Origin of the sequence: Nocardioides taihuensis (assembly GCF_042657275.1) — a bacterium.
Lineage (GTDB): Bacteria > Actinomycetota > Actinomycetes > Propionibacteriales > Nocardioidaceae > Nocardioides > Nocardioides taihuensis.
In genome coordinates this window covers 42813-64251 of the sequence record NZ_JBHSKD010000018.1, presented here as the reverse complement: position 1 = coordinate 64251, position 21439 = coordinate 42813, and the positions used below count along the sequence as shown (strand labels likewise).

The following is a 21439-nucleotide window of genomic DNA, read 5'->3' as shown; positions in this document are numbered from 1 at the left end:
ACAGTACGAGCATGAGGGCGGCACCGGACGGCACGGAGCAGCACGGCGGCGACGCCGCCCTGCTCGCCGCCGTGGCGGAGGGGGACGGTGCTGCCCTCCGAGAGCTCTACGACGCGCACTCGGCCTGGCTGTACGCCCGCCTGATGCGCCGCTGCCACGACCACGAGCTCGTGCTGGAGGTCGTGCAGGACACCTGGGTCGCCCTCTGGAAGGACGCCCGGCGGTTCCGAGGCGAGGGGGAGGTCGCGGCCTGGCTCTGGGGGATCGCCTTCCGCCGCCTCGTGTCGCGGCTGCGCAGCCGCAAGGACGTGCTGCTGGTCGACGACTGGGAGGCACCGGCGCTGGGCCGGAGCCCGGGCGCCGAGGAGGAGGTCCTGCTCGGTGTCGAGTACGGCGACCTCGCGGGCGCCCTGCGCCGGCTGTCGCCGGAGTTCCGGGCGGTCGTGCAGGCCGTCGTGCTCGACGGGCTGACCACCCGCGAGGCGGGCCGGCTGCTCGGGGTCCGGGAGAACACCGTCAAGACGCGGCTGCACCGGGCCAAGGGCCAGCTGCGCGGAGCCCTGGCCGAGACGGCCCTGCGGGAGGGATGGCGATGACCGCACCGACCACCTGGCACGCCGACGACGACCTGCTCGCCGCCTACGTCGGCGGCGCCCTCGACGGCGTCGAGGCGCTCTCGGTCGAGCAGCACCTCGTGCACTGCGCCGCGTGCCGCGGCGCGATCCGGGCCCACGTCGACCCGCGCCCCCTGGCCCTGACGTGGGACGCCGTGCGCGACGAGATCGACCGCCCGCCGCTGCCGCTCGCGCTGCGGCTGGCCCAGCGGCTCGGCCTCTCCGAGCCGACGTCGATCCTGCTCGCGGCGACCGCCGCACTGCGCACGTCGTGGCTGGTGAGCGGTCTGCTGGCGCTGGGCTTCGCCACGCTCGCCGCCCTCGTCGCGGGTCCCGGTGGGATCGCGCCGTTCCTGCTGGTCGCGCCCCTGGTGCCGGTGCTCGGGGTCGCGGCCACGTACGGCGGCCGGTCCGACCCGCTCGAGGGCCTGATCGCCACCTCGCCCTACGGCCGGACCCGGCTCGTGCTCGTGCGCACCCTGGCGGTGCTGGTGACCGTGCTGCCCTTCGCCTTCCTGCTCGGCCTCACCCTGCCCGGCCCGGAGTGGATCGCCACCGCGTGGCTCGGGCCGGCCCTGGCGCTGGTGCCGATCACCCTCGCCGTCTCCAGCCTGGTCGGGCCGCGCGCCGGGGCATCCGCGGTGGCGATCGCGTGGAGCGGGGTCGTGCTGTTCTCGCTGCGCCAGCTGCCGGCGACCTGGCCGGTCGAGTCCTCGCAGCAGCTGGTCTACCTCGCGATCGCCCTCGCCGCCACGACCTACCTGGTCGTCCGCGCGCGGCTCGACCGCCGGATCGGAGCCGTGCTGTGAACGCCATCGAGCTGACCGGCGTCGGCAAGTCCTACGGCCGCACCCGGGCCCTCGAGGGCATCGACCTCGACTTCGGCTGCGGCGTCACGGGTCTGCTCGGCCCCAACGGCGCCGGCAAGACGACGCTGCTGCGGATCGTGGCCACCTCGATCGCCGCCGATCGTGGCACGGTCCGGCTCCTGGGCCGCGACCCGCTGCGCTCCCACCACGAGATCACCGCGATCCGGCGTGAGCTCGGCTACCTGCCGCAGGAGCTCGGCTTCCCCAGCGACATGACCACCTTCGGCTTCGTGGAGTACGTCGCGGTGCTCAAGGAGTGGAACGACCGCCGGCGCCGCACCCGCGAGGTACGCCGCGTGCTCGACCTGGTCGGCCTCGCCGACCTCGCGGGCAAGAAGGTCGGCAAGCTCTCCGGCGGCCAGCGCCGCCGCGTGGGACTGGCCCAGGCGCTGCTCGGCGAGCCGCGCCTGCTCGTCCTCGACGAGCCGACCACCGGCCTCGACCCCGCCCAGCGCGCCGAGCTGCGTCGTACCCTCTCGGTCGTCGCGAGCGAGTCGGCCGTGCTGCTCTCCACCCACCAGACCGAGGACGTCGCGGCGCTCTGCGAGCGCGTGGTGGTCCTCGTCGGCGGCAGCGTCCGCTTCGACGGCCCCGTCACCGAGCTGGTCGCCTCGGCGGCCGGCCAGGTGTGGCAGGCCGACCACCCCGCACCCGACGCCGTCGTCAGCTGGCGCACGGGGTCGGGCAAGCACCACGTCGTCGGCGGGCCACCCCCGCCCGACGCCCTGCCCGTCGAGCCCACGCTCGAGGACGCCTACCTGCTCATGCTCGGCGCCGACGCCGCCCGGGCCCTGACCTGAACCCTTCTCACCCGACCTCTCGGGCACCCACACACCCAGGAGTCACCATGACCAGTCTCGACCTGCCCACGTCCGGGTCCGCGGACGTCCGCGCCATGGCCGGCATCGAGGCGCGCCGGCTGGCCCGCCACCCCGCCTTCGTCATCGGCGTGGTGCTCGCCTTCCTCGCGCTCGGTCTGTCGTTCGGCCTCAACGACAACCCCGCGGTCACCGACCTGCTCAGTGGCCTCGTCATCGGCGCCTTCTTCATCGGGCTCTCCAGCCTGGTCGCGACGGCGCGCCTCGCCCGCTCCACAGAGTCGGCGGAAGAGGCCGTGGGCACCGCCCCCGGCAGCCAGGCCCGGCGTACGACGGCGCTGGCGCTGGCCTGCCTGGTGCCGTTCGCGGCCGGGGTCGTGTGGTGCGTGGTCTACCTCGCGCTGATCGCCCAGCAGGACACCACGCCGCAGGAGTGGTGGTTCGCCACCATGCCGGACTGGCAGGTGTGGTGCCTGGTCGTGGGGCTCGGCCCGGTCTCGTGCCTCGGCGGTGCGTTGCTCGGCGTGGTCTCCGGCCGGTGGCTGCACTTCCCCGGGGCCACCGCGGTGGTCATCGTCGGCCTCGCGGCCTTCGAGATGGTGCTGCAGGGCGTCGCCGGCGAGGGCCCGCACTCGTGGGTGCGGCTGTTCGTCCCGTGGGCGTCGTTCCACACCGGCACGAACCCGGACGGTACCGCCACCCTGCTCCAGGGCAACCCGGCGTTCTACCTCGGCTACCAGCTCTGCCTGTGTGCCGCCGCCTGGCTGGTCGCCGTCTGGCGCGACACCACGGCACGGACGCCCCGGCTGCGCAACGCGATCATCGCGGTCACCCTCGTCGGCCTGTGCTCCCTGGGCCTCGCGATGACCACCGGCCCCGACCACAACCAGACCTCCGACCCGGTCCCGTGGAAGGTCGACGAGGGCGCATGAGCGCCCCGTGGTGGTACCTGAGGAGGGCGGTCCCGTGGGTCGCCCTCCTCGGGTGCTGCGCGGCCGCCGTCGTGATCGCCGCGGCCATCGCCCGCTGGCCCTCGACCACCGCGGGCCTGCTCCCCGCCGTGCTCGGGTGCTGCGCGGCCGGCGGGGCGTTCGTCTTCGACGAGGACGCGGCCCCGGTCACCACCGTCACGCCCCGAGCCCGCTGGCGGCTGGCGGTCCGCTGCGGTGCCGCGCTCGTGCCGCTGACCGTGTGGTCGGCGATCGTGCTGCTCCGGCCCGGTGACGTGCCGGTGCAGCGCGACGGCTGGTGGCTCATGGGCGCCGCCCTCGTGCTCGCCGCGGTCGGCACCGCCGGCGTGGCCTCGCGGCTCGACCGGTCGGCGCCGGGGTCCCTCGTTGCCGCCCTGGTCGTGCTGGCGGTGTTCGCGCCCCTGGTCGTGGGCTCGCTGCTCGGGTGGTCCTCCCCCTACCCGGTCGACGGGCTGACCGCCGGCGTCCGCACCTTCTGGCTCTGCGTCGCGGGCGGCGGGCTGCTGGCCTGCGTGGCGACGCTGCGCCCCGCCTGACCCGGGCCGTCAGGCAGGCTCGCGCCGGACCAGCCCGAGCTCCCACGCGAGCACCACGGCCTGCACCCGGGTGGTCAGGCCGAGCTTGGCCAGCAGCCGGTTGACGTGGGTCTTCACCGTCGACTCCGCCACGACCAGCTCGGCGGCGATCTGGTCGTTGGAGAGGCCGCGCGCGACCAGCACCAGCACCTGCCGCTCACGACCGGTGAGGGTCTCGACCACCGCGACGGCGCCGTCGGCCGGGGGGTGGCGGAGGTAGGACTCGATGAGCCGCTGCGTCAGCACCGGCGAGAGCAGCGACTCCCCCGCGCACACCGTGCGGATCCCCTCGACCAGGCGGTCGGGCGGCGTCGCCTTGAGCAGGAAGCCGGCGGCACCGGCCGCCAGCGCGTCGTACACGTAGCGGTCGAGGTCGTACGTCGTGAGCACCAGCACCCGGCTCGGCGAACCGGCCGCGGTGAGCTCGCGGGTGGCGGCGATGCCGTCGAGCTCAGGCATCCGGATGTCCATGAGCACGACGTCGGGCTCGGTCGCGGTCACCACCGCGACGGCCTCGCGCCCGTCGCCGGCGACCCCGACCACCTCGCAGCCGCGGGCCTCCAGCACCAGTTGCAGCCCCGAGCGCACCAGCTCCTGGTCGTCGGCGACCACCACCCGGGTCACGGTGCGGCCTCCCCCAGCGGGATCGCCACGTCGAGGGAGAAGGCCCGGTCGCTGAGCCCGTGCCGGAGCGTGCCGCCGAGCACCGCCACGCGCTCGGCCATCCCCTGCAGCCCCAGCCCCGCGCCGTCCGCCCGCGCCGCGCCGGCACGGTTGGCGCAGGTGATCCGCAGCTCGCCGGCGGAGCTGTCGATCCGCAGGTCGACCGGCCCGTCGGCGTACTTGAGCGCGTTGGTGAGCGCCTCCTGCACCACGCGGTACGACGAGACGTCGACCGCCGCGGGCACCGGCCCGTCGGGCAGGTCGAGCGCGGCGGCGACGTCGAGCCCGCCGGCCCGGAACTCCTCGACCAGCCGCGGCACCTCGCGGAGCCCGGGCGCGGGGCGCAGGCCGAGCTCGTCGGCGTCGTCGCGGATCAGGTGCAGCAGGCGGCCGGTCTCGGTCAGCGCCTCGCGGCCGGTGGCCGCGACGCTCGCCAGGAGGCCGGCGGCCCGGTCGGGGTCGGTGCGCACGAGGTCCTCGGCAGCCGCCGTCTGCACCACCATCGCGCTCAGCGAGTGGGCGATGACGTCGTGCAGCTCCCGGGCGATCCGGTCGCGCTCGGCGCGCACGGCCTCCTCGCGCAGCAGCTCCGCCTGGCGCGCCAGCTGCTCGGACTGGACGGCGAGACGCCGCATCATCCGGCCGAAGAACCACGGCGGCAGCGACAGCGCAGCCACGAACACCACGTCGGTGATGTCGTGGTCACGCGCATCCACCCCGACGTAGTTGACCAGGGTCATCGCGAGCAGGATCCCGATGCCGACCAGCCCACGCAGGTCCTCGATCCAGCGCCCGAGCGAGTAGCAGATCAGGAAGACGAAGAGGATCGGCGTGGCCGGCTCGTCCATGGCCGGCCCTACCCAGGGCATCACCATCAGCACCAGCCCGGCCGCCGAGCAGGCGAGCAGGGTGACCCTCCGCCGCCAGACCAGCAGGAGCGCGGCGACCGCCTCGATCACGATCCCCACGGCCCAGCCGTCGACACGCAGCTGCGACAGCTCGAGCGCGCCGAGGGCGAACAGGCCCGCGGGCACGAGCACGTCGGAGCGCGAGAGGCGGGTCTCCACGGGACGAGGCTACGGCTGTCGCAGCCCCGGTGGCGTCGTACCAGGGGTGGAGAAGCAGTGCCACCCCCGGGCCGACGACGCGGGGGCCGCGGGTTCCTAGCGTCGTACCGACGGAGCCGGCAGGGCCCCGCGGACCAGGAGGAACCGATGTTCGAGTCGAGGGAAGCACAGCGGCGGATCGGCCGCCTGGCGTGGGTGATGGCGTGGGTGGCCCTGGTCGTGGGGCAGCTGCACGCGCTCGCGCGGCACCAGACCGAGGACGGCAAGGCCGACCTCGACCTGCCACTCACCGCGTTCTGGGCGGAGCCTGCCGGCGACGCGCTGCGGCCCCTGCTCGACTGGGCCTCGCCCGACGCGGTCTACCTGACCTACGGCAAGCTCTGGCTGCCGGTCTTCGTGGCCTTCACGCTGTGCGCGTTCGTCGTACGACGCCGGCGGCAGCCGGTCGGTGTGGAGAAGTGGGCGTGGCGGGTGGCGCTGACCGGCTACACGCTCGCCTGCGTGGCGGTGGCCGCGGAGTACTGGGCCCAGTGGGGGGCGATGAACGACGGGCTCCTCGAGGTCGTCTTCCTCGCCTCGGTGCCGATCATGCTCCTCACGATGCTGGGCTCGAGCTTCCTCGGCATCGTGCTGCTCCGGCGCGGCCTGCGGCTGCCGGCCTGGCTGCTCGCGTTCACCTTCCCGCTCGTGCTCGTGATCACGGCGATCACGTCCCTGGGCAACGTGGTGCTGCCGATCGCGTTCGCGTTCGGGATCCTCGGCCGCCGGGTGGCGCTGGCCGAGCAGGAGCCGGAGCTCCAGACGACGCCGGTCGCCGCCTGACGCATCGAGGTCGCGGGGTGCGTCGGTCCCGGAAGGCCACGTCCGCCGTAGTGACACAAGGTGTGTCAGTTCCCATGGGAGCCCGTCCGCGGAAATGACACACGGTGTGCCACAACGAGCTCGACCCAGCGACGGGATGTGGCGCAGGGCGCGTCACAACGCAACACGGCCGGGCTCCGGATCCGTCGCGGGCGTCAGGTGGTGGCGTACGCCGCGAGCTCGCCGGCGAGGTCCTCGTTCGCGCGGCCGGTGACGAGGGTCCCGTCGGCGGTGTGCTCGAGCGAGGCGATCTCGCCGTGCTGGTGGAGGCGGTTGATGAGGTCGCCGCGCTCGTAGGGCAGCAGCGCGCTGAACTCGACCTTGGGCCGTGGCAGCTCGCCCTCGACGACGGCGAGCGCGTCGGCGATGCCCTCGCCGGTGCGGGCGCTGACCACGACGCAGTGGGGCTCGCGCTGCTTGAGCCGTGCGATCACCATCGGGTCGGCGAGGTCGGCCTTGTTGATCACGACCAGCTCGGGCACCTGGTCGGCGCCGATCTCGGCGAACACCTCGCGCACCGCGGCGATCTGGCCCTCGGGGTCCGGGTGGGAGCCGTCGACGACGTGGAGGATCAGGTCGCTGTCGGCGACCTCCTCGAGCGTCGAGCGGAACGCCTCGACGAGCTGGTGGGGCAGGTGGCGCACGAAGCCGACGGTGTCGCTCATCGTGTAGATGCGGCCGTCGGTGGTCTGGGTGCGGCGGGTGGTCGGGTCGAGGGTGGCGAAGAGCGCGTCCTCGACCAGCACGCCCGCGCCGGTGAGCCGGTTGAGCAGCGAGGACTTGCCGGCGTTGGTGTAGCCCGCGATCGAGACGCTCGGGATCCGGTGGCGACGGCGCTCCTGGCGCTTGGTGTCGCGGGTGCCCTTCATCTCGCGCAGCTCGCGGCGGAGCTTGGCGATCTTGGTGTTGATCCGGCGCCGGTCGGTCTCGATCTTGGTCTCACCGGGGCCGCGGCCACCGATGCCGCCACCGTCCGCGCCGACCCGGCCACCGGCCTGGCGGGACAGGTTGCCGCCCCAGCCGCGCAGGCGCTGCTTCATGTAGCTCAGCTGCGCCAGCTCGACCTGCGCCTGGCCCTCCTTGGACTTCGCGTGCTGGGCGAAGATGTCCAGGATCAGCGCGGTCCGGTCGACGACCTTGACCTTGAGCCGGTCCTCGAGGTTGCGCAGCTGGCTGGGCGCGAGCTCGCCGTCGCAGATCACGGTGTCCGCGCCGGTGGCCTGCACGATCTCGCGCAGGCCGTCGACCTTGCCGCGCCCGATGTACGTCGCGGGGTCGGGCTTCTGCCGCCGCTGGTAGATCGCGTCGAGCACCTCCGAGCCGGCGGTCTCGGCGAGCAGCGCGAGCTCGGCCATCGAGTTCTCGGCGTCCGAGACGGCCGCCGACGTCCACACGCCGACCAGCACCACCCGCTCGAGTCGGAGCTGGCGGTACTCGACCTCGGTGATGTCCTCGAGGTCGGTGCGCAGGCCGGCGACCCGGCGCAGCTCGTGGCGCTCGGCGAGGTCGAGCTCACCGGTGGTGAGCTCCTCGGGGTCGGGCTGGTCGGCGTACCCCGAGACGAAGTCGTCCGGCGAGTCGGCGTCGGTGTCGTCGAGGTCATCGGGGTCGACGAACTCGTCGAGGTCGTCGGCCGCCTCCCAGGCACGGGTCGCGGCGAGCTCGGCGTCGAGGTTGAAGTCAGGTGCGTTCGTCATACGCGCTCAAGAGTAGGTCGGGCCTGTCGCGGGTGCGAACTCGTTTCGTCCGCCAGCTCCACGCGGCGGCGCGCCACGGAGCGCAGCACGACCGGCAGCAGCACGACCAGGCAGCCCGCTCCGGCGACCAGGAGTGCTCCCCGCGAGCCGAGCCGGGCGGCCAGCAGCGGCGCCACGAACGACCCCACCATCGCCCCCGCGACCATCACGGTGTCGGCCACGCCGAGCACACCGGCTCGGTGCTCGTCGGGGACCTCGGCCTGGAGCGTCTCGGTGACCGCGCACTCGACCATCACCGCGAGGGCGCCCACCACCGCCAGGACCGGCAGCGCCGCGGCTGGCAGCGGCGAGAGCGCCACCCACGCCAGCAGGGCGCCGAGCAGCGCCAGCCCCCAGCGGCCGCGGGACCCGGCCGGTCCCCGGACCCACCACAGCAGCGGCGCCCCGAGCGCCCCGAAGCCCAGGCAGGCGGTGGCCACCCCGAACCCGGAGGCCGACTGGCCCCACGCGTGCTGGGTCAACGGCAGCAGCAGGACGGCGGTCGCGGTCACCACCACGTTCACGAGCCCACCACAGGCGAGCGCCGCGACCACGACGGGGGTGGTCCGCACCGTGCGGACCATGCCGGTCACGGCCTCGCGGGTTCGCCGGTCGGTCGCGGGCCCGGGCAGCGGCACGCCCCAGGCGGCCGCGATCGCCAGCAGCGTCAGCGCGACGGCAAGCGTCGGGGCCCACGGCCGGCCCCACGGCGTCAGCATCAGGCCGCCGAGCGCCGGGCCGACCACCCAGGCGGCGACCTCGGTCGTCACCAGGGCCTCGGTGGCGCGGCGGCTCCCCGCTCCGGCGAGCTGCGGCATCGCGGCGGCCACGGCCGGGTAGGCCGGCGTCCCGCAGGCGATCGCCAGTGCGGCCGCGACGACCGCCGCCAGCAGGTGCCCCGACGCGACGCCGAGTGCGACGACGGCGAGGCACGCGAGCCGGAGCACCAGCGTCGCGGCCAGCAGCCGCTCGCGCCGGACCCGGTCGCCGAGCGAGCCCACGAGCCACGACAGCAGCACGTAGGGCACCATCCGCGCGGCACCGACCGCCCCGACGACGAGGGCGCCGTGCGGTGCGTCGCCGTACCGCTCCCAGGTCAGGAGGAGCAGCAGCGGCCAGGGCAGCGACAGCGCCACCGAGGCCAGGGCGTACGACGCGAGGTGGCGGCGGACGGCGGGCGCGCTCACGGGACCACATGGGTCACCAGCGGCGGGAACCCGTTGAAGCCGACCGTCGAGTAGCAGCTGGTGTAGGCGCCCGCGCCGAGCAGCCGCACGCGGTCGCCCTCGGCGAGGTCGAGCGGGAGGTCGACCATCGTGTCCTGGTAGAGCACGTCGGCGCTGTCGCAGGTCGGGCCGGCCACCACGCACGGGCCGGTCGGACCGCCGTCGCGGTCGGTCTCCAGCGGGTAGCGGATGGCCTCCTCGAGCGTCTCCACCAGACCGGTGAAGACGCCGGCGTCGAGGAACACCCAGCGCACCTCGCCCCGGCGCACCACGCCGATCACCTCGGTGGTGAGCACCCCCGCCTCGGCGACGACGCCGCGGCCGGGCTCGACGAGGGTGTCCGGGCGTCGGGCCCCGAAGTGCTGGTCGAGCAGACGGCCGATCGTGGCGCCGTACTCCTCGGGCGGTGGGCAGCCGCCCACGAGCCGGGCCGGGAAGCCGCCCCCCAGGTCGAGCAGGTGCGGCCGGCCGCCCCGCGCGCGGACCTGGTCGAAGACCCGGGCGCTCGCCGCGATCGGCGCCGCCCACGCCCCGGGGTCGCGCTGCTGCGACCCGACGTGGAAGGAGACCCCGGCTGCGTCGAGGCCAAGGGTCAGGGCGTGGGTCAGCACGTCGACGGCCTGGGCGGTCGAGCAGCCGTACTTGCGCGACAGCGGCCAGTCGGAGCCCTCGCCGGGGGTCACCAGGCGGCAGAGCACGGCGGAGCCCGGCGCGGCCGCGGCGACCTTGTCGGTCTCCTCCAAGGTGTCGACGACGAACAGCCGCACGCCGTGGAGGTGAGCGAGCTCGATGTCGGTGCGCCGCTTGACCGGGTTGGAGTAGACGAGGTCGCCGGGCGCGGCACCGGCCGCCAGCGCGGCGAGGACCTCCGCGGGGCTGGCCACGTCGAACCGGCTCCCGGCCGCGTGCAGGCGGGCGAGCAGCCCCGGGTCCGGGTTGGCCTTCACCGCGTAGTGGACCGCCGTCCCCGGGAGCGCGGCCGCGAGCCGGCGGTAGCGCGCGACGGCGACGTCGAGGTCGAGGCGCAGGAACGGCGTCTGCGGGCGGGCCGCGGGCAGGACGGAGCCGGCGGTGCGCAGCTCGGGGACGGGCGGACGGACAGGAACGGTCGTGGACATGCGGTCTCCCCCGGTTGCGTGCATATGCAGGGGCAGAGACCAGCGCGGGCCGCCTGATACGCCCGCCACCACGTGGGAGCGGAACCCTCCGGCCCTCCTGACTCGCGGGTCAGCGAGCAGTAGGTTGGGCCGGTGACTCCTCCTGCCCTGCCCGACCGAGCCCGCGTCGTCATCGTCGGCGGCGGCGTGATCGGCTGCTCGATCGCCTACCACCTCGCCCACGCGGGCTGGACCGACGTCGTCCTGCTCGAGCGCGACCGCCTCACCTCGGGCACGACGTGGCACGCGGCCGGGCTGATGACCTGCTTCGGCTCGTTCTCCGAGACCTCGACGAAGATCCGCCTCTACTCCCGCGAGCTCTACGCGCAGCTGGAGGAGGAGACCGGCCAGGCCACCGGCTTCAAGCCGGTCGGGCTGATCGAGGCGGCCGCCGACCACGACCGGCTCGAGGAGTACCGGCGCGTCGCCACCTTCCAGCGCCACCTCGGCCTCGAGGTCGAGGAGATCTCGCCGCGCGAGATGTCCGACCTGTTCCCCTGGGCGAGGACCGACGACCTGGTCGCGGGCTTCCACGTGCCCGGCGACGGCCGGGTCAACCCGGTCGACCTGACGACCGCGCTGGCCAAGGGCGCCCGCCGGCTCGGCGTACGCGTCGTCGAGGGGGTGAGCGTCGAGGACGTGCTCACCGAGGGCGGTGCGGTGACCGGCGTCCGCACCTCGACCGGCGAGACCGTCGAGGCCGAGCACGTCGTGAACTGCGCGGGCATGTGGGCCCGCGAGCTCGGGGCCCGCAACGGCCTGGTGATCCCCAACCAGTCGGCCGAGCACTACTACCTGATCACCGACGAGATCGAGGGCATGGACCCGAACGCCCCGATCTTCGAGGACCCCGCCTCCTACGGCTACTACCGCGAGGAGGGCGGCGGCATGATGGTCGGGCTCTTCGAGCCGAAGGCCGCGCCGTGGAAGGTCGAGGGCGTCCCGCGCGACTTCTCCTTCGGCAAGATCCCGCCCGACTGGGACCGGATGAGCCCGTTCCTCGAGAAGGCGATGGCGCGCGTGCCGGTCACCCTCGAGGTCGGCGTCCGCACCTTCTTCTGCGGCCCCGAGTCGTTCACCCCCGACCTGGCGCCGGCGGTGGGCCAGGCACCCGGCATCCGCAACTACTTCGTGGCCGCCGGCATGAACTCCGTCGGCGTGCTCTCCGCCGGCGGCCTCGGCCGCGTGATGGCGCACTGGATCACGACCGGCCGGCCCGACGTCGACGTCACGGGCTTCAACGTCGACCGGTTCCGGCCGTGGCAGGCCGACGACGACTACCGCGCCGCGCGGACCACCGAGATCCTCGGCACCGTGTACGCCGCGCACACGCCCGGCAAGCAGCTGCGCACCGCCCGCAACCGGCTCCTCTCCCCGGTGCACGACCGGCTGGTCGGGCACGGCGGCTACCTGCGCGAGGTCTCCGGGTGGGAGGTCGCGGACTGGTTCGCCGGCGACGGCGTCCACCCGGTCGCCGAGCCGACGTGGGGCCAGGCGCCGTGGTTCGAGGAGTGGAAGGCCGAGCACCACGCCGTCCGCGAGGGCGTCGGCCTCATGGACATGAGCTTCATGGCCAAGCTGCGGGTGCAGGGCTCCGACGCCGCCGAGGTGCTCGACCGGGTCTCGGCCGGCGCGGTCACCGCCGAGACCGGCATGATCACCTACACCCAGTGGCTCGACGACGACGGCCGCATCGAGGGCGACCTGACGGTCACCAAGCTCGGCGACGACGACTTCTGGGTGGTCGTCTCCGACACCGCGCACGGCCACGCGCTGGCCTGGCTCGACCGCTACGTCACCGCCCACGCCAGCGACGTGACGGTGACCGACGTGACCGCCGACCACGCCCAGCTCAACGTGCAGGGGCCGCTGTCGCGCGAGGTGCTGGCCGCGGTCACCGGGGCCGACGTGTCGAACGAGGCGTTCCCCTTCCGCGCCGCCCGGTGGATCGACGTGGCCGGCGCCGAGGTGCTGTGCGTGCGGATCACCTACCTCGGCGAGCTCGGCTACGAGCTCTACGTGCCGGCCGACCACGCCCTCCACGTGTACGACGCCCTGCTCGCGGCCGGGGCGCCGCACGGCATCCGGCCGGTCGGCCTCAAGGCGCTCGCGTCGCTGCGGATGGAGAAGGCCTACCGCGACTTCGGCCACGACATCGACAACACCGACTGCCCGCTCGAGGCCGGCCTCGGCTTCGCGCTGGCGCTCGACAAGCCGGGCGGCTTCGTCGGGCGCGAGGCGGTGCTCGCGCGCAAGGAGGCCAACGCGGCGGCGGGCGGGATGGGCCAGCGGCTGGTGCAGCTGCGGGTGCTCGATCCCGAGCCGCTGCTCTACCACGCAGAGACCGTCTACCGCGACGGCGAGCTCGTCGGCTACGTGCGGGCCGCGTCGTACGGCTGGACGCTGGGCGGCGCCGTCGGCCTGGCCATGGTCTCCGGCGGTGGCGTGCCCGTGACTCCCGACTGGCTGCGCGCCGGCACGTGGGAGGTCGACGTCGCCGGCACCCGGCACCCGGTCGAGGTGTCGTTGCGGCCGATGTACGACCCGACGTCCGAGCGGGTCAAGGCCTGAGCGTGCCTCGTGCGGTCGCCGTCTCGCCGGACTGGCACGAGGTCGCCGACCTCCTGCCGGCCGCCGGGTCCGGCCGGTTCCTGATCGGTGTCACCGGCGCCCCGGGCGCCGGCAAGTCGACCCTCGCCGCGCACCTCGCCACGTCGTACGGGGCCGGCCACGTCCCCATGGACGGCTTCCACCTCGCCGACGTCGAGCTCGAGCGGCGCGGGCTGCGGGACCGCAAGGGCGCGCCGGAGACCTTCGACGCCTGGGGGTACGCCGCGCTCCTCGCCCGCCTGCGGGCGCAGCCCGACCACGACGTGCTGGCACCCGCCTTCGAGCGTGACCTCGAGCAGCCGTTGGCCGGGGCGATCGCGGTGCCGCCCGACGTCGGCCTGGTCGTCACCGAGGGCAACTACCTGCTGCTCGACTCCCCGGAGTGGCGCGCGGTGCGGGCCCAGCTCGACGCCGTCTGGCACCTGCGCCTCGACGAGGACCTACGCCGCGCGCGCCTGCTCGCCCGCCACGTCGCCTTCGGCAAGTCCCCGGCCGAGGCCGAGGCCTGGGTCACCCGCGTCGACGAGCCCAACGCGGCCCTGGTCACCGCCGCGGCCGACCGCGCGGACGTCGTGCTCGACCTGTCCGCGCCCTGAGGCTGCCCGGCGCCCGGGCTGGTCGACTACGCGGTGGCCAGCTCCCCCGCCTCCCTCCGCCTGCCGCGACCTCCTCCCTGGACGAGGAGGGCTCTGACTCATTCACAGGGGGGCGTCTCCCGTTCGAGCCGCCGCGCAGGACGCGAGACGAGGCCGGCCACAGGGTCGTGGCGTGCTGGAGCGATAGGTGCATGTGCACCTATCGCTCCAGCGCGGCGAGGGCCTGCCGGAAGGTTCGACCAGGCCGAGGTCCGGCTGCTTCCCTCGCGCGGGGGGTTCACCACCCTGACGGCCTGCACCCCGGAGTCGAGCGACGAGGTCGCGCCGCGACCGAGCGAGTCTCCCTCGTCCTCGACACGCGGGACGAACGTGGCAACCCCGCCCGAGAACCTGCGCTGCCAGCAGCCAGTTGCCTCCGTCATCGAGACCGCCAAGCTCGCGCTCGCAACCCATCCGCGACCGTCGTGCGTGCGGCGAGGACGAGCACGGGCACGTGGCACGTGCGTACGTGGTCGGCACCGCCCGGCCTACGTCCACGACGACGGCACGCGGGCCGGCGGGGCCTCCCGTTCACTGGGGCTCACGAACGCGCCCGCGGGAGACACCATCATCCCGCTGGGGGAAGGCACGGCGCAGCAGCGTTCCGGCCGTCAGGGGATCTCCTGCCAGGAGCGCGTGTCGGCGCTGGTCTCGACCGCCGCCAGCACGCGCTGGACGGCCAGCCCGTCCGCGAACGACGGGGTCGGGTCGGCACCGGCAGCGATGTCGTTCACCAGGTCGACGACCTGGTGGGTGAAGCCGTGCTCGTAGCCGATCAGGTGCCCCGGGGGCCACCAGGCGGCCACGTAGGGGTGCTCCGGCTCGGTGACCAGGATCCGCCGGAACCCGGCCGTGGCGGCCGGCTCCTCCCGGTCGTAGAAGTGGAGGACGTTCATGTCCTCGAAGTCGAAGGCCACGCTGCCCCGCGACCCGTTGAGCTCGATCCGGATCGCGTTCTTGCGACCGGTCGCGAAGCGGGTGGCCTCGAAGACCCCCACGGCCCCGCTGCGGAAGCGGGCGAGGAACATCGCCGCGTCGTCGACGGTGACCGGCCCGCGCTCGGAGTCGGCGGTCCCCGAGAGGCCGGAGTGCTCCGCTGACAGCGGCCGCTCCTTCACGAAGGTCTCGAGGGCTCCCGAGACCGACGCGATCGAGTCGCCGGTGATGAACTGGGTGAGGTCGACGATGTGCGCGCCGATGTCACCGAGCGCGCCGGACCCGGCCTGGGACTTGTCGAGCCGCCACGACAGCGGAGCCTCGGGGTCGACGATCCAGTCCTGGAGGTACTGCGCGCGGACGTGGCGGACCTCGCCGATACGGCCCTCCTGAACCAACCGGCGGGCGAGGCCGATGGCCGGCACCCGGCGGTAGGTGAAGCCGACCATCGAGCGGACGCCGGAGGCGCGGGCGCGGTCGGCCGCGGCCGCCATCGCCTCGGCCTCCGCGACGCTGTTGGCCAGCGGCTTCTCGCACAGCACGTGCTTGCCGGCCTCGAGGGCGGCGATGGCGATCTCGGCATGGGTGTCGCCGGGGGTGCAGACGTCGACGAGGTCGATGTCGTCACGGGCGACCAGCGCCTGCCAGGAGGTCTCCGTGGACTCCCAGCCCAGACGCTCGGCCGCCGCCGTCACCCGCGTGCGGTCACGTCCGGCGACGGCGGTCATCCGCGGTCGCAGCGGCAGGTCGAAGAAGCGGGGTGCGTTGCGCCAGGCCTGGGAGTGTGCCGCGCCCATGAAGGCGTAGCCCACCATCCCGACCGAGAGGGTGCGCTGGTCGGAGGTCATCGAGGCTCCTCGGTTCGTTGTGTCGGTCGTCTCGTGGCGGTGGCAACCACGGCCAGTTCGGATCAGTCCAGACGATCCAGGTGGAGCTCGCGGGCTCGGGCGTAGCGCTCGCGCACCCCGGGCTGCGGCTCGGCGTCGTAGCGCCGGGTCTCCCCGACGGCCCACCCGGGCGGTTCTGCGCCGCCGTCGAGCACCCAGGCGGCCTGGCGGCAGGCGCCGTCCGCGACGTACTCCCCCGGCTCGGGGACGTCGACGGGGAGCCCGAGCACCGACGGCGCCACTGCGCGCACGGCCTCCGATGCCACCGCACCACCCACGAGCAGCACCCGCTCGGGGCGCACGCCCTGGGCGACCACCGCGTCCAGGCCGTCGGCGAGGCCGAGGAAGACTCCCTCCACGAAGGCCCGAGCCAGGGTCGGCGGCCGGGCGGTGACCAGGGTGAGGCCGTGCAGCGACCCGGTCGCCTCGGGCCGGTCGGGGGTGCGCTCGCCCTCGAGGTAGGGCACCAGCACCAGGCCGCCGGCCCCCGGCGGCGCCTCGAGCGCGAGCCGCGCCAGCTCCGCGTGGTCGACGCCGAGCAGCCGGCCGGCGGCGTCGAGGACGCGCGCGGCGTTGAGGGTGGCGATGAGCGGCAGGTGGCGCCCCGTGGCGTCCGCGAACCCGGCCACGGTGCCGGACACGTCGGCGACCGGCGTGGAGGTGACCGCGCTGACGACCCCCGAGGTGCCGATCGAGACGACCACGTCGCCCTCGCCGGCGCCGAGGCCCAGCGCGGCGGCGGCGTTGTCGCCAGCCCCCGGGCCCAGCACCGCACCCGACGGCAGGTGGCCGGCCGGGTCGTGGGGCCCGAGGACCCGCGGCAGGGCGGGCACGTGGCCGAGCGCCCGCTCGAGCAGGTCGGTGCGGTAGTCCCCCGACACCGCCGAGAAGTAGCCGGTGCCGCTGGCGTCGCTGCGGTCGGTGGCCAGGTCGGCCAGGCGGGTGCTGCCCGAGAGGCGCCAGGTCAGCCAGTCGTGGGGCAGGCAGACCGCGGCGGTGGCGCTCGCGTGCTCGGGCTCGTGCTCGGCCAGCCACCGCAGCTTGGTCACCGTGAACGACGCCACGGGGACGAGCCCGACGGCCTCGGCCCAGGCGGCCCTGCCCGCCTCCCCGCCGCCGAGCTCCGCGACGAGGTCGCGGGCCGCGCCGGCGGACCGGGTGTCGTTCCAGAGCAGGGCGGGGCGGACGACGCGGCCGTCCTCGTCGAGGCACACCATGCCGTGCTGCTGCCCGCCCACAGCCACCGCTGCGACGTCGTCCAGCCCGCCGGCCTCCGCGACCGCCGACTGCAGCGCGACCCACCAGGCCTCGGGGTCGACCTCGGTGCCGTCGGGATGGGGGGCCCTGCCCTGACGGACCAGCGCCCCGGTCTCGGCGTCGCGCACGACCACCTTGCAGGACTGCGTCGAGGAATCGATCCCGGCGACGAGGGGACGGCTCATGGATGACCACCGATCTCGACGACGGTGTCGCCACCCGGACGGGGGGCGAGGATGCGCAGCACGCGCGCATCCTCGCACGACGTCCCGCCCCGGCCCGGGCGACCGGTCTTGTCCTGACCCCCGCACACCATGGCGCGCCGGGCCGCGGAGGGCCACCATGGGGGCCAACGCGGTCGGCGACCGCGTCGTCTCGGAGGTGACGCCATGGCGGACGTCGGGGAGGCAGGCGACCAGCACGACCGGGGTTCCGGCCCGGGTGTGTCGGTCGGACTGGTTGCGCTGGGGATCGTGCTGGCGGTGGGTGCCGTGCTCACCGCCCCGCGTGCCGACCTGCCGCCGGGCTCGGAGCCGGGAATCCTCGGGCTCGAGCTGATGGGCACCGCGCAGGCCGCGTCGGCGTGGGCCGGTTCCTACGCCGCTGCGGACGTCGTCCCCGCGCTGCGGTGGGACGTGCTGTTCATCCTGTGCTGGGCGCCGCTGCTCGCGCTGCTCTGCTGGCGGCTGGGCCGCGGCTACCGCACCGCCTCGACCCGACGGCTCGCCGTACCGGTGGCCGCCGCGGCCCTCGCCGCCGGTGCCCTCGACCTCGTCGAGGACCTCGGCCTGTGGCTCGCGATCGACGGCGGGCCGCTCGACGGCACGTGGTCGGGCGGCTGGCAGCTGGCCGCGGTGTGCGCGTGGGGCAAGTGGGTGGTGGTCCTGCTCGCGGCCGGCTACGCGATCGGCGGTCTGGCCACGGTCGTGCTCACCCCGCGGTGGATCCGCCGCGTCCTCGCCGGCACCGGCACCGCGCCGGAGGGGCCGGTGGGCTTCACGCCGCGCTCCGGCGACGAGGTGGAGGTGGGGCTGGCCTTCTCCGGCGGCGGGGTCCGCGCCGCCTCGATCTCGCTCGGCGCGCTGCAGGCCCTCGAGCGCGACTCCGGCCCGGGCTGGGACACCGTTCACGACGTGACCTCGGTCAGTGGCGGCTCGTACATGACCGGCGCCTGGAGCGTGGCCCGCTGCGCCGACCTGGCCCCGGCCGCCCCGCCGCCCGCGTCCTTCCCGCGCCCGTGGGCCCAGGGCGGCATCCAGGTCTCACCCGAGGAGGAGCACCTCCGGGCCAACCTGGGCTACCTGCTCTCCAACACTCCACGTGGGGCGGCCGCGGCGCCGGCGGACCCCGGCGCGCAGGCGCGGGCGCGGCGCTCGCCCGCCGCCGTGGCCACGGTGCTCACCGGCATGGCGGTCAACGCCGCGGTGCTGCTCGGCCTGCTGTTCGCGGTCAGCCAGCCGCTGGGGTGGTTCTACCGCTGGTACGTCGGCCTGGGCTGCCGGAAGTGGCACGAGCCCGGCACGCTCTCGTGGGACCGCGCCGACACCTGCCTCGTCCAGCCCGACCGGCTCGGCGGGCCGGTGCTCGCGGCGTTCGGCTTCGGTCTCGTCCTCCTCGTGCTGTGGGTGGGCGCGGCCAAGGCGACCGAGCAGCGCCGCGGCCTGGGTGGCGCCTGGCTGCTCGGCCTCAAGTACGCCGGGTACGGCGGCCTCGCCCTCGGCGCCCTGCTGCTCGTGCTGCTCGTGGTGCTGCCCGCGATGCTCTGGCTCTTCTGGCGCCCGGTCGTCTTCCACGACCTCTGGAGCACCCTGGCCACGGTGGTCGCAGCGGTCGGCTCCGCGTCGGCCGTGCTCCGACTGCTGCGCAAGCCGCTGGCCAGGATCGCCCCGGTGGTCGGCGGGATCCTGTTCGCGCTGCTGCTGCTCCTCCTGGCCAGCCGCTGGGCGCTGACCGCGGTCCGCACCGGGCCGTGGGACGGCGCGTGGGTGCCGTGGGCGGTGGTGGTCGGCGCGCTCCTGCTCGTGCACGTCCTGCTCTCGCCCGAGGCCTGGTCGCTGGCGGCCTTCTACCGGGGCAAGCTGCGGCTCGGCTTCGCGACGTACCGCCTGCCGTGGAGCTCCTCCGCGCGCGGTGTCGAGGTGCGGGCGTACGCCAACGGCGACGGCCAGGTCGACGACCGGCGGCCCGAGCCCTCGCTCTCGGAGCTGAGCAGCCGCGCGACCGGGCCGGGTGGGACGCCGCTGACCGTCTGCGCGGCGGCGACGGTGACCGGGCGGGAGGTGCGTACCCACTACGGCATCCCGGCGATCAGCGTCACGTTCTCCCCCGACCACGTGCGCACGTTCTGGCCCGAGGAGGCGAACGGGCTCTGGCGCGCGCAGGAGTGCACGACCGCCGAGCTCGAGTCGCTGATGCCGCGCGGCGGCCCGCGGCTGACGACGTTCCTGGCCGTCGGGCTGTCGGGCGCGGCCGTCTCCCCGGCGATGGGTCGCTTCCGGCTCGGCCCGGTCAGCATGCTGCTGACCTTTGCCAACGTGCGGCTCGGGATGTGGGTGCCCAACCCGCGCTACGCCTCGGCCCTGGCGGTGCACGGGTCGCGCCTGCCGCGCCCGCGGCTGGGCTACCTGCTCAAGGAGTTCGTCGGGATGCACGACCCGAGCGACCTCTTCCTCTACGTCACCGACGGCGGCCACTGGGAGAACACCGCGCTGGTCGAGCTGCTGCGCACCGCGCACCACCGCGAGCTGGTCTGCATCGACGCCGACTCCGGCCCCGGCAACCTCGTCGGCTCGATCTCCAAGGCGATCGACCTCGCGCAGCTCGAGTGCGCCGCGACCGTGGCGATCAACCTCGACGTGCTGCGCTCCGACGCCGACCCGACGCCCGGGCGGGACTACTCGCCGCGCTCGGTGAACCTCGGCCTCGTGCGTCGCACCGACTCGGGCGAAGAGCGGATCTCGGTGCTCTGGTACGCCAAGCCCGCGCTCACCCAGGACATGCCGCCCAAGCTGCTCGCCTACCGCGAGGTCGACCCGACCTTCCCGCGCGTCTCCACGATCAACCAGTTCTTCCACCTCGCGCAGTTCGAGGCCTACCGCGACCTCGGCCGCTACAACGGCCGCCGGATCCGCACGGCCCGCCGCCAGCTCGCGACCGCGACCGCCACGCACGCGCAGTTCACGGCCTTCCGCGACTGGGTCTCCGAGGTCGAGCCCGACGGCTGGGTGTACGCCGAGCTGGTCACCCTCGTCGAGCGCCTCGCCGACGACCAGCCCGCCGCCGAGCGCCCGGCGTACCAGGAGTGGCTTTACGGGCAGGTCCGCGAGACCCTCGCCGCACGCTGACCCGCCGTTGACTAACGGCGGGTCAGCGTCAGCCGGAGGCGGAGAGGGCGCCGTACCGCTCGCGGGTGGCCAGGGCCCACCGGGTGACGGGGACGAGCGCGACGCCGCAGGCGAGCACCAGGCCGCCGAGGACGAGCCAGCCCGGCCAGCCCCACTCGATGCAGAGCCAGGTGATGAGCGTCGGGGCGATCACGTTGGAGAGCGAGAACCCCATCGAGGCGAAGCCCTGGTACTGGCCCTGGTGCTCCATCGGCGCCAGGCCCATGGTGATCCCCCACTGGCCCGCGCTCGAGCGCATCTCGCCCACCACGTGGACCGCGGCGCCCGCCACGAGCGCGGCGACCGCCACCCAGCGGGTGACGCCGTCGCTGAGCGCGATCAGTGCGAAGCCCGCGGCGATCCAGACGCAGCCGACCAGCATCGCCCGGGCCGAGGTCACGACGTCGTCGGCGCCGCGGCTGAGCCGCACCTGGAACAGCGCCACCACCACGGTGTTGAGGATCAGCAGCACCGCGACCATCGAGGTCGGCGCGGTGGTGTGCTCGGAGATCCAGAGCGGGATGCCGACCTCCATCACCACGAAGTGCATCGCCACCAGCCCGCACAGCACGGTGACGGCCACGAACGGCGGGTCGCGCAGCACCGCGAACAGCGGCTCGCCCTCGCCGCGCGGCGGTGCCGGGTCGAGGTGCGGCAGCCGGCTCACCAGCAGGCCAGCGGCGATCGTGCTCAGACCGTCGACGGCGAACACCCCGAGGTAGGCCCAGGTCTGGTCGATCCACAGCGCGATGCCGCCCAGCGCCGCGCCGAGGCTCATCGCGACGTTGGTGACCGCGCGGAGGTAGGCCTTGAACGCCACCCCCTGGCCGCCGACCGCGATCCGCGCGATGTAGCCGTTGCGCACCGCACCGGCGCCCGACTGAAGCAGCTGCGCGGCACCCATGACCAGCATCAGGCCCCACACCGAGCGGACGACGAGCAGGCCGAGCAGCACGACGCCGCACACCACGGTCAGGGAGCGGAACAGCTCGCGCGGGCCGCGCACGTCGCCGAGGTGGCCGATCGGGAACTGCCCCACCAGCCCCACCGCGGCGGCCACCGACAGCACCAGGCCGACCTGGGTCGGCTCCAGCCCCACGACGCGGGTGAAGAACAGCGCGAACGTCGTCACGGCCGCGCCGGTGCCGGCGCGGTTGACGAAGGTCGTCACCGC

At 74.5% G+C, this 21439-nt stretch carries 17 protein-coding genes; 9 read left to right on the top strand and 8 right to left on the bottom strand.

The genetic code is table 11. The annotated features are described in order from the left end of the window. The first annotated feature begins 11 nt into the window (after nucleotides 1–11). The 5 genes from ACFPGP_RS14210 to ACFPGP_RS14190 are packed head-to-tail and all read left to right on the top strand — an operon-like array spanning nucleotide 12 to nucleotide 3808. Nucleotides 12–596: an RNA polymerase sigma factor gene (locus tag ACFPGP_RS14210; protein WP_378591209.1), complete on the top strand. Its 585-nt coding sequence runs from the start codon at nucleotides 12–14 to the stop codon at nucleotides 594–596. After that, nucleotides 593–1423, top strand: a complete 831-nt coding sequence (locus tag ACFPGP_RS14205; RefSeq protein WP_378591207.1) for a zf-HC2 domain-containing protein — start codon at nucleotides 593–595, stop codon at nucleotides 1421–1423. Before ACFPGP_RS14210 ends, ACFPGP_RS14205 begins: the two co-directional genes overlap by 4 nt. Continuing rightward, complete coding sequence (locus ACFPGP_RS14200; RefSeq protein WP_378591205.1) at nucleotides 1420–2283, top strand: ATP-binding cassette domain-containing protein; 864 nt, start codon at nucleotides 1420–1422, stop codon at nucleotides 2281–2283. The genes ACFPGP_RS14205 and ACFPGP_RS14200 overlap by 4 nt, the downstream gene beginning before the upstream one ends. A 47-nt stretch (nucleotides 2284–2330) precedes the next feature. Further along, entirely contained in the window at nucleotides 2331–3233 is a 903-nt protein-coding gene (locus ACFPGP_RS14195) for a hypothetical protein (protein ID WP_378591203.1), read from the top strand. Next, complete coding sequence (locus tag ACFPGP_RS14190; protein ID WP_378591201.1) at nucleotides 3230–3808, top strand: hypothetical protein; 579 nt, start codon at nucleotides 3230–3232, stop codon at nucleotides 3806–3808. Before ACFPGP_RS14195 ends, ACFPGP_RS14190 begins: the two co-directional genes overlap by 4 nt. Nucleotides 3809–3817: 9 nt before the next feature. On the opposite strand, the gene ACFPGP_RS14185 is transcribed toward ACFPGP_RS14190, so the two are convergent. Beyond that, on the bottom strand, nucleotides 3818–4471 hold the full coding sequence (locus tag ACFPGP_RS14185; RefSeq protein WP_378591199.1) for a response regulator: 654 nt from the start codon (nucleotides 4469–4471) through the stop codon (nucleotides 3818–3820). Then, nucleotides 4468–5577, bottom strand: a complete 1110-nt coding sequence (locus tag ACFPGP_RS14180; protein ID WP_378591197.1) for a sensor histidine kinase — start codon at nucleotides 5575–5577, stop codon at nucleotides 4468–4470. Before ACFPGP_RS14180 ends, ACFPGP_RS14185 begins: the two co-directional genes overlap by 4 nt. A 147-nt stretch (nucleotides 5578–5724) precedes the next feature. Here ACFPGP_RS14180 and ACFPGP_RS14175 point away from each other — a divergent pair, with 147 nt between their 5' ends. After that, nucleotides 5725–6399, top strand: a complete 675-nt coding sequence (locus tag ACFPGP_RS14175) for a hypothetical protein (RefSeq protein ID WP_378591195.1) — start codon at nucleotides 5725–5727, stop codon at nucleotides 6397–6399. A 194-nt stretch (nucleotides 6400–6593) separates the two neighbouring features. Here ACFPGP_RS14175 and hflX read toward each other — a convergent pair whose 3' ends face one another. Genes hflX through ACFPGP_RS14160 form a run of 3 tightly spaced genes read right to left on the bottom strand, consistent with a single transcriptional unit; the run spans nucleotide 6594 to nucleotide 10518 of the window. Then, nucleotides 6594–8135, bottom strand: a complete 1542-nt coding sequence (gene hflX / locus ACFPGP_RS14170; protein WP_378591193.1) for a GTPase HflX — start codon at nucleotides 8133–8135, stop codon at nucleotides 6594–6596. Beyond that, on the bottom strand, nucleotides 8132–9361 hold the full coding sequence (locus ACFPGP_RS14165) for an MFS transporter (RefSeq protein WP_378591191.1): 1230 nt from the start codon (nucleotides 9359–9361) through the stop codon (nucleotides 8132–8134). Before ACFPGP_RS14165 ends, hflX begins: the two co-directional genes overlap by 4 nt. Next, nucleotides 9358–10518, bottom strand: coding sequence for a type III PLP-dependent enzyme (locus ACFPGP_RS14160; RefSeq protein ID WP_378591189.1), 1161 nt, complete (start codon nucleotides 10516–10518; stop codon nucleotides 9358–9360). Before ACFPGP_RS14160 ends, ACFPGP_RS14165 begins: the two co-directional genes overlap by 4 nt. 132 nt (nucleotides 10519–10650) lie before the next feature. On the opposite strand from ACFPGP_RS14160, the gene ACFPGP_RS14155 reads away from it, so the two are divergent. Together ACFPGP_RS14155 and ACFPGP_RS14150 are read left to right on the top strand one after the other, a co-directional pair. Next, complete coding sequence (locus ACFPGP_RS14155; RefSeq protein ID WP_378591187.1) at nucleotides 10651–13128, top strand: GcvT family protein; 2478 nt, start codon at nucleotides 10651–10653, stop codon at nucleotides 13126–13128. A gap of 2 nt (nucleotides 13129–13130) precedes the next feature. Continuing rightward, nucleotides 13131–13763 carry a nucleoside/nucleotide kinase family protein gene (locus tag ACFPGP_RS14150; protein ID WP_378591185.1) on the top strand — a complete coding sequence of 211 codons (633 nt, stop codon included), beginning with the start codon at nucleotides 13131–13133 and terminating at the stop codon, nucleotides 13761–13763. A 650-nt stretch (nucleotides 13764–14413) separates the two neighbouring features. On the opposite strand, the gene ACFPGP_RS14145 is transcribed toward ACFPGP_RS14150, so the two are convergent. Together ACFPGP_RS14145 and ACFPGP_RS14140 are read right to left on the bottom strand one after the other, a co-directional pair. After that, nucleotides 14414–15586, bottom strand: coding sequence for a Gfo/Idh/MocA family protein (locus tag ACFPGP_RS14145; protein ID WP_378591183.1), 1173 nt, complete (start codon nucleotides 15584–15586; stop codon nucleotides 14414–14416). Nucleotides 15587–15648: 62 nt separating this feature from the next. After that, nucleotides 15649–17067 carry a xylulokinase gene (locus ACFPGP_RS14140; RefSeq protein ID WP_378591181.1) on the bottom strand — a complete coding sequence of 473 codons (1419 nt, stop codon included), beginning with the start codon at nucleotides 17065–17067 and terminating at the stop codon, nucleotides 15649–15651. A 204-nt stretch (nucleotides 17068–17271) separates the two neighbouring features. Between ACFPGP_RS14140 and ACFPGP_RS14135 the strand changes: the two genes are divergently transcribed. Next, on the top strand, nucleotides 17272–20226 hold the full coding sequence (locus ACFPGP_RS14135; protein ID WP_378591179.1) for a hypothetical protein: 2955 nt from the start codon (nucleotides 17272–17274) through the stop codon (nucleotides 20224–20226). A 28-nt stretch (nucleotides 20227–20254) separates the two neighbouring features. Here the strand turns inward: ACFPGP_RS14135 and ACFPGP_RS14130 are convergent, their stop codons facing one another. Then, complete coding sequence (locus ACFPGP_RS14130; protein ID WP_378591177.1) at nucleotides 20255–21436, bottom strand: MFS transporter; 1182 nt, start codon at nucleotides 21434–21436, stop codon at nucleotides 20255–20257. Nucleotides 21437–21439: the final 3 nt, after the last annotated feature.

Bases quoted from the DNA above. Each gene is read 5' to 3' on its own strand.
- ACFPGP_RS14210 (WP_378591209.1), top strand. From the start codon at position 12: ATGAGGGCGGCACCGGACGGCACGGAGCAGCACGGCGGCGACGCCGCC.
- ACFPGP_RS14205 (WP_378591207.1), top strand. From the start codon at position 593: ATGACCGCACCGACCACCTGGCACGCCGACGACGACCTGCTCGCCGCC.
- ACFPGP_RS14195 (WP_378591203.1), top strand. From the start codon at position 2,331: ATGACCAGTCTCGACCTGCCCACGTCCGGGTCCGCGGACGTCCGCGCC.
- ACFPGP_RS14190 (WP_378591201.1), top strand. From the start codon at position 3,230: ATGAGCGCCCCGTGGTGGTACCTGAGGAGGGCGGTCCCGTGGGTCGCC.
- ACFPGP_RS14175 (WP_378591195.1), top strand. From the start codon at position 5,725: ATGTTCGAGTCGAGGGAAGCACAGCGGCGGATCGGCCGCCTGGCGTGG.
- hflX (WP_378591193.1), bottom strand. From the start codon at position 8,135: ATGACGAACGCACCTGACTTCAACCTCGACGCCGAGCTCGCCGCGACC.
- ACFPGP_RS14160 (WP_378591189.1), bottom strand. From the start codon at position 10,518: ATGTCCACGACCGTTCCTGTCCGTCCGCCCGTCCCCGAGCTGCGCACC.
- ACFPGP_RS14145 (WP_378591183.1), bottom strand. From the start codon at position 15,586: ATGACCTCCGACCAGCGCACCCTCTCGGTCGGGATGGTGGGCTACGCC.
- ACFPGP_RS14140 (WP_378591181.1), bottom strand. From the start codon at position 17,067: ATGAGCCGTCCCCTCGTCGCCGGGATCGATTCCTCGACGCAGTCCTGC.
- ACFPGP_RS14135 (WP_378591179.1), top strand. From the start codon at position 17,272: ATGGCGGACGTCGGGGAGGCAGGCGACCAGCACGACCGGGGTTCCGGC.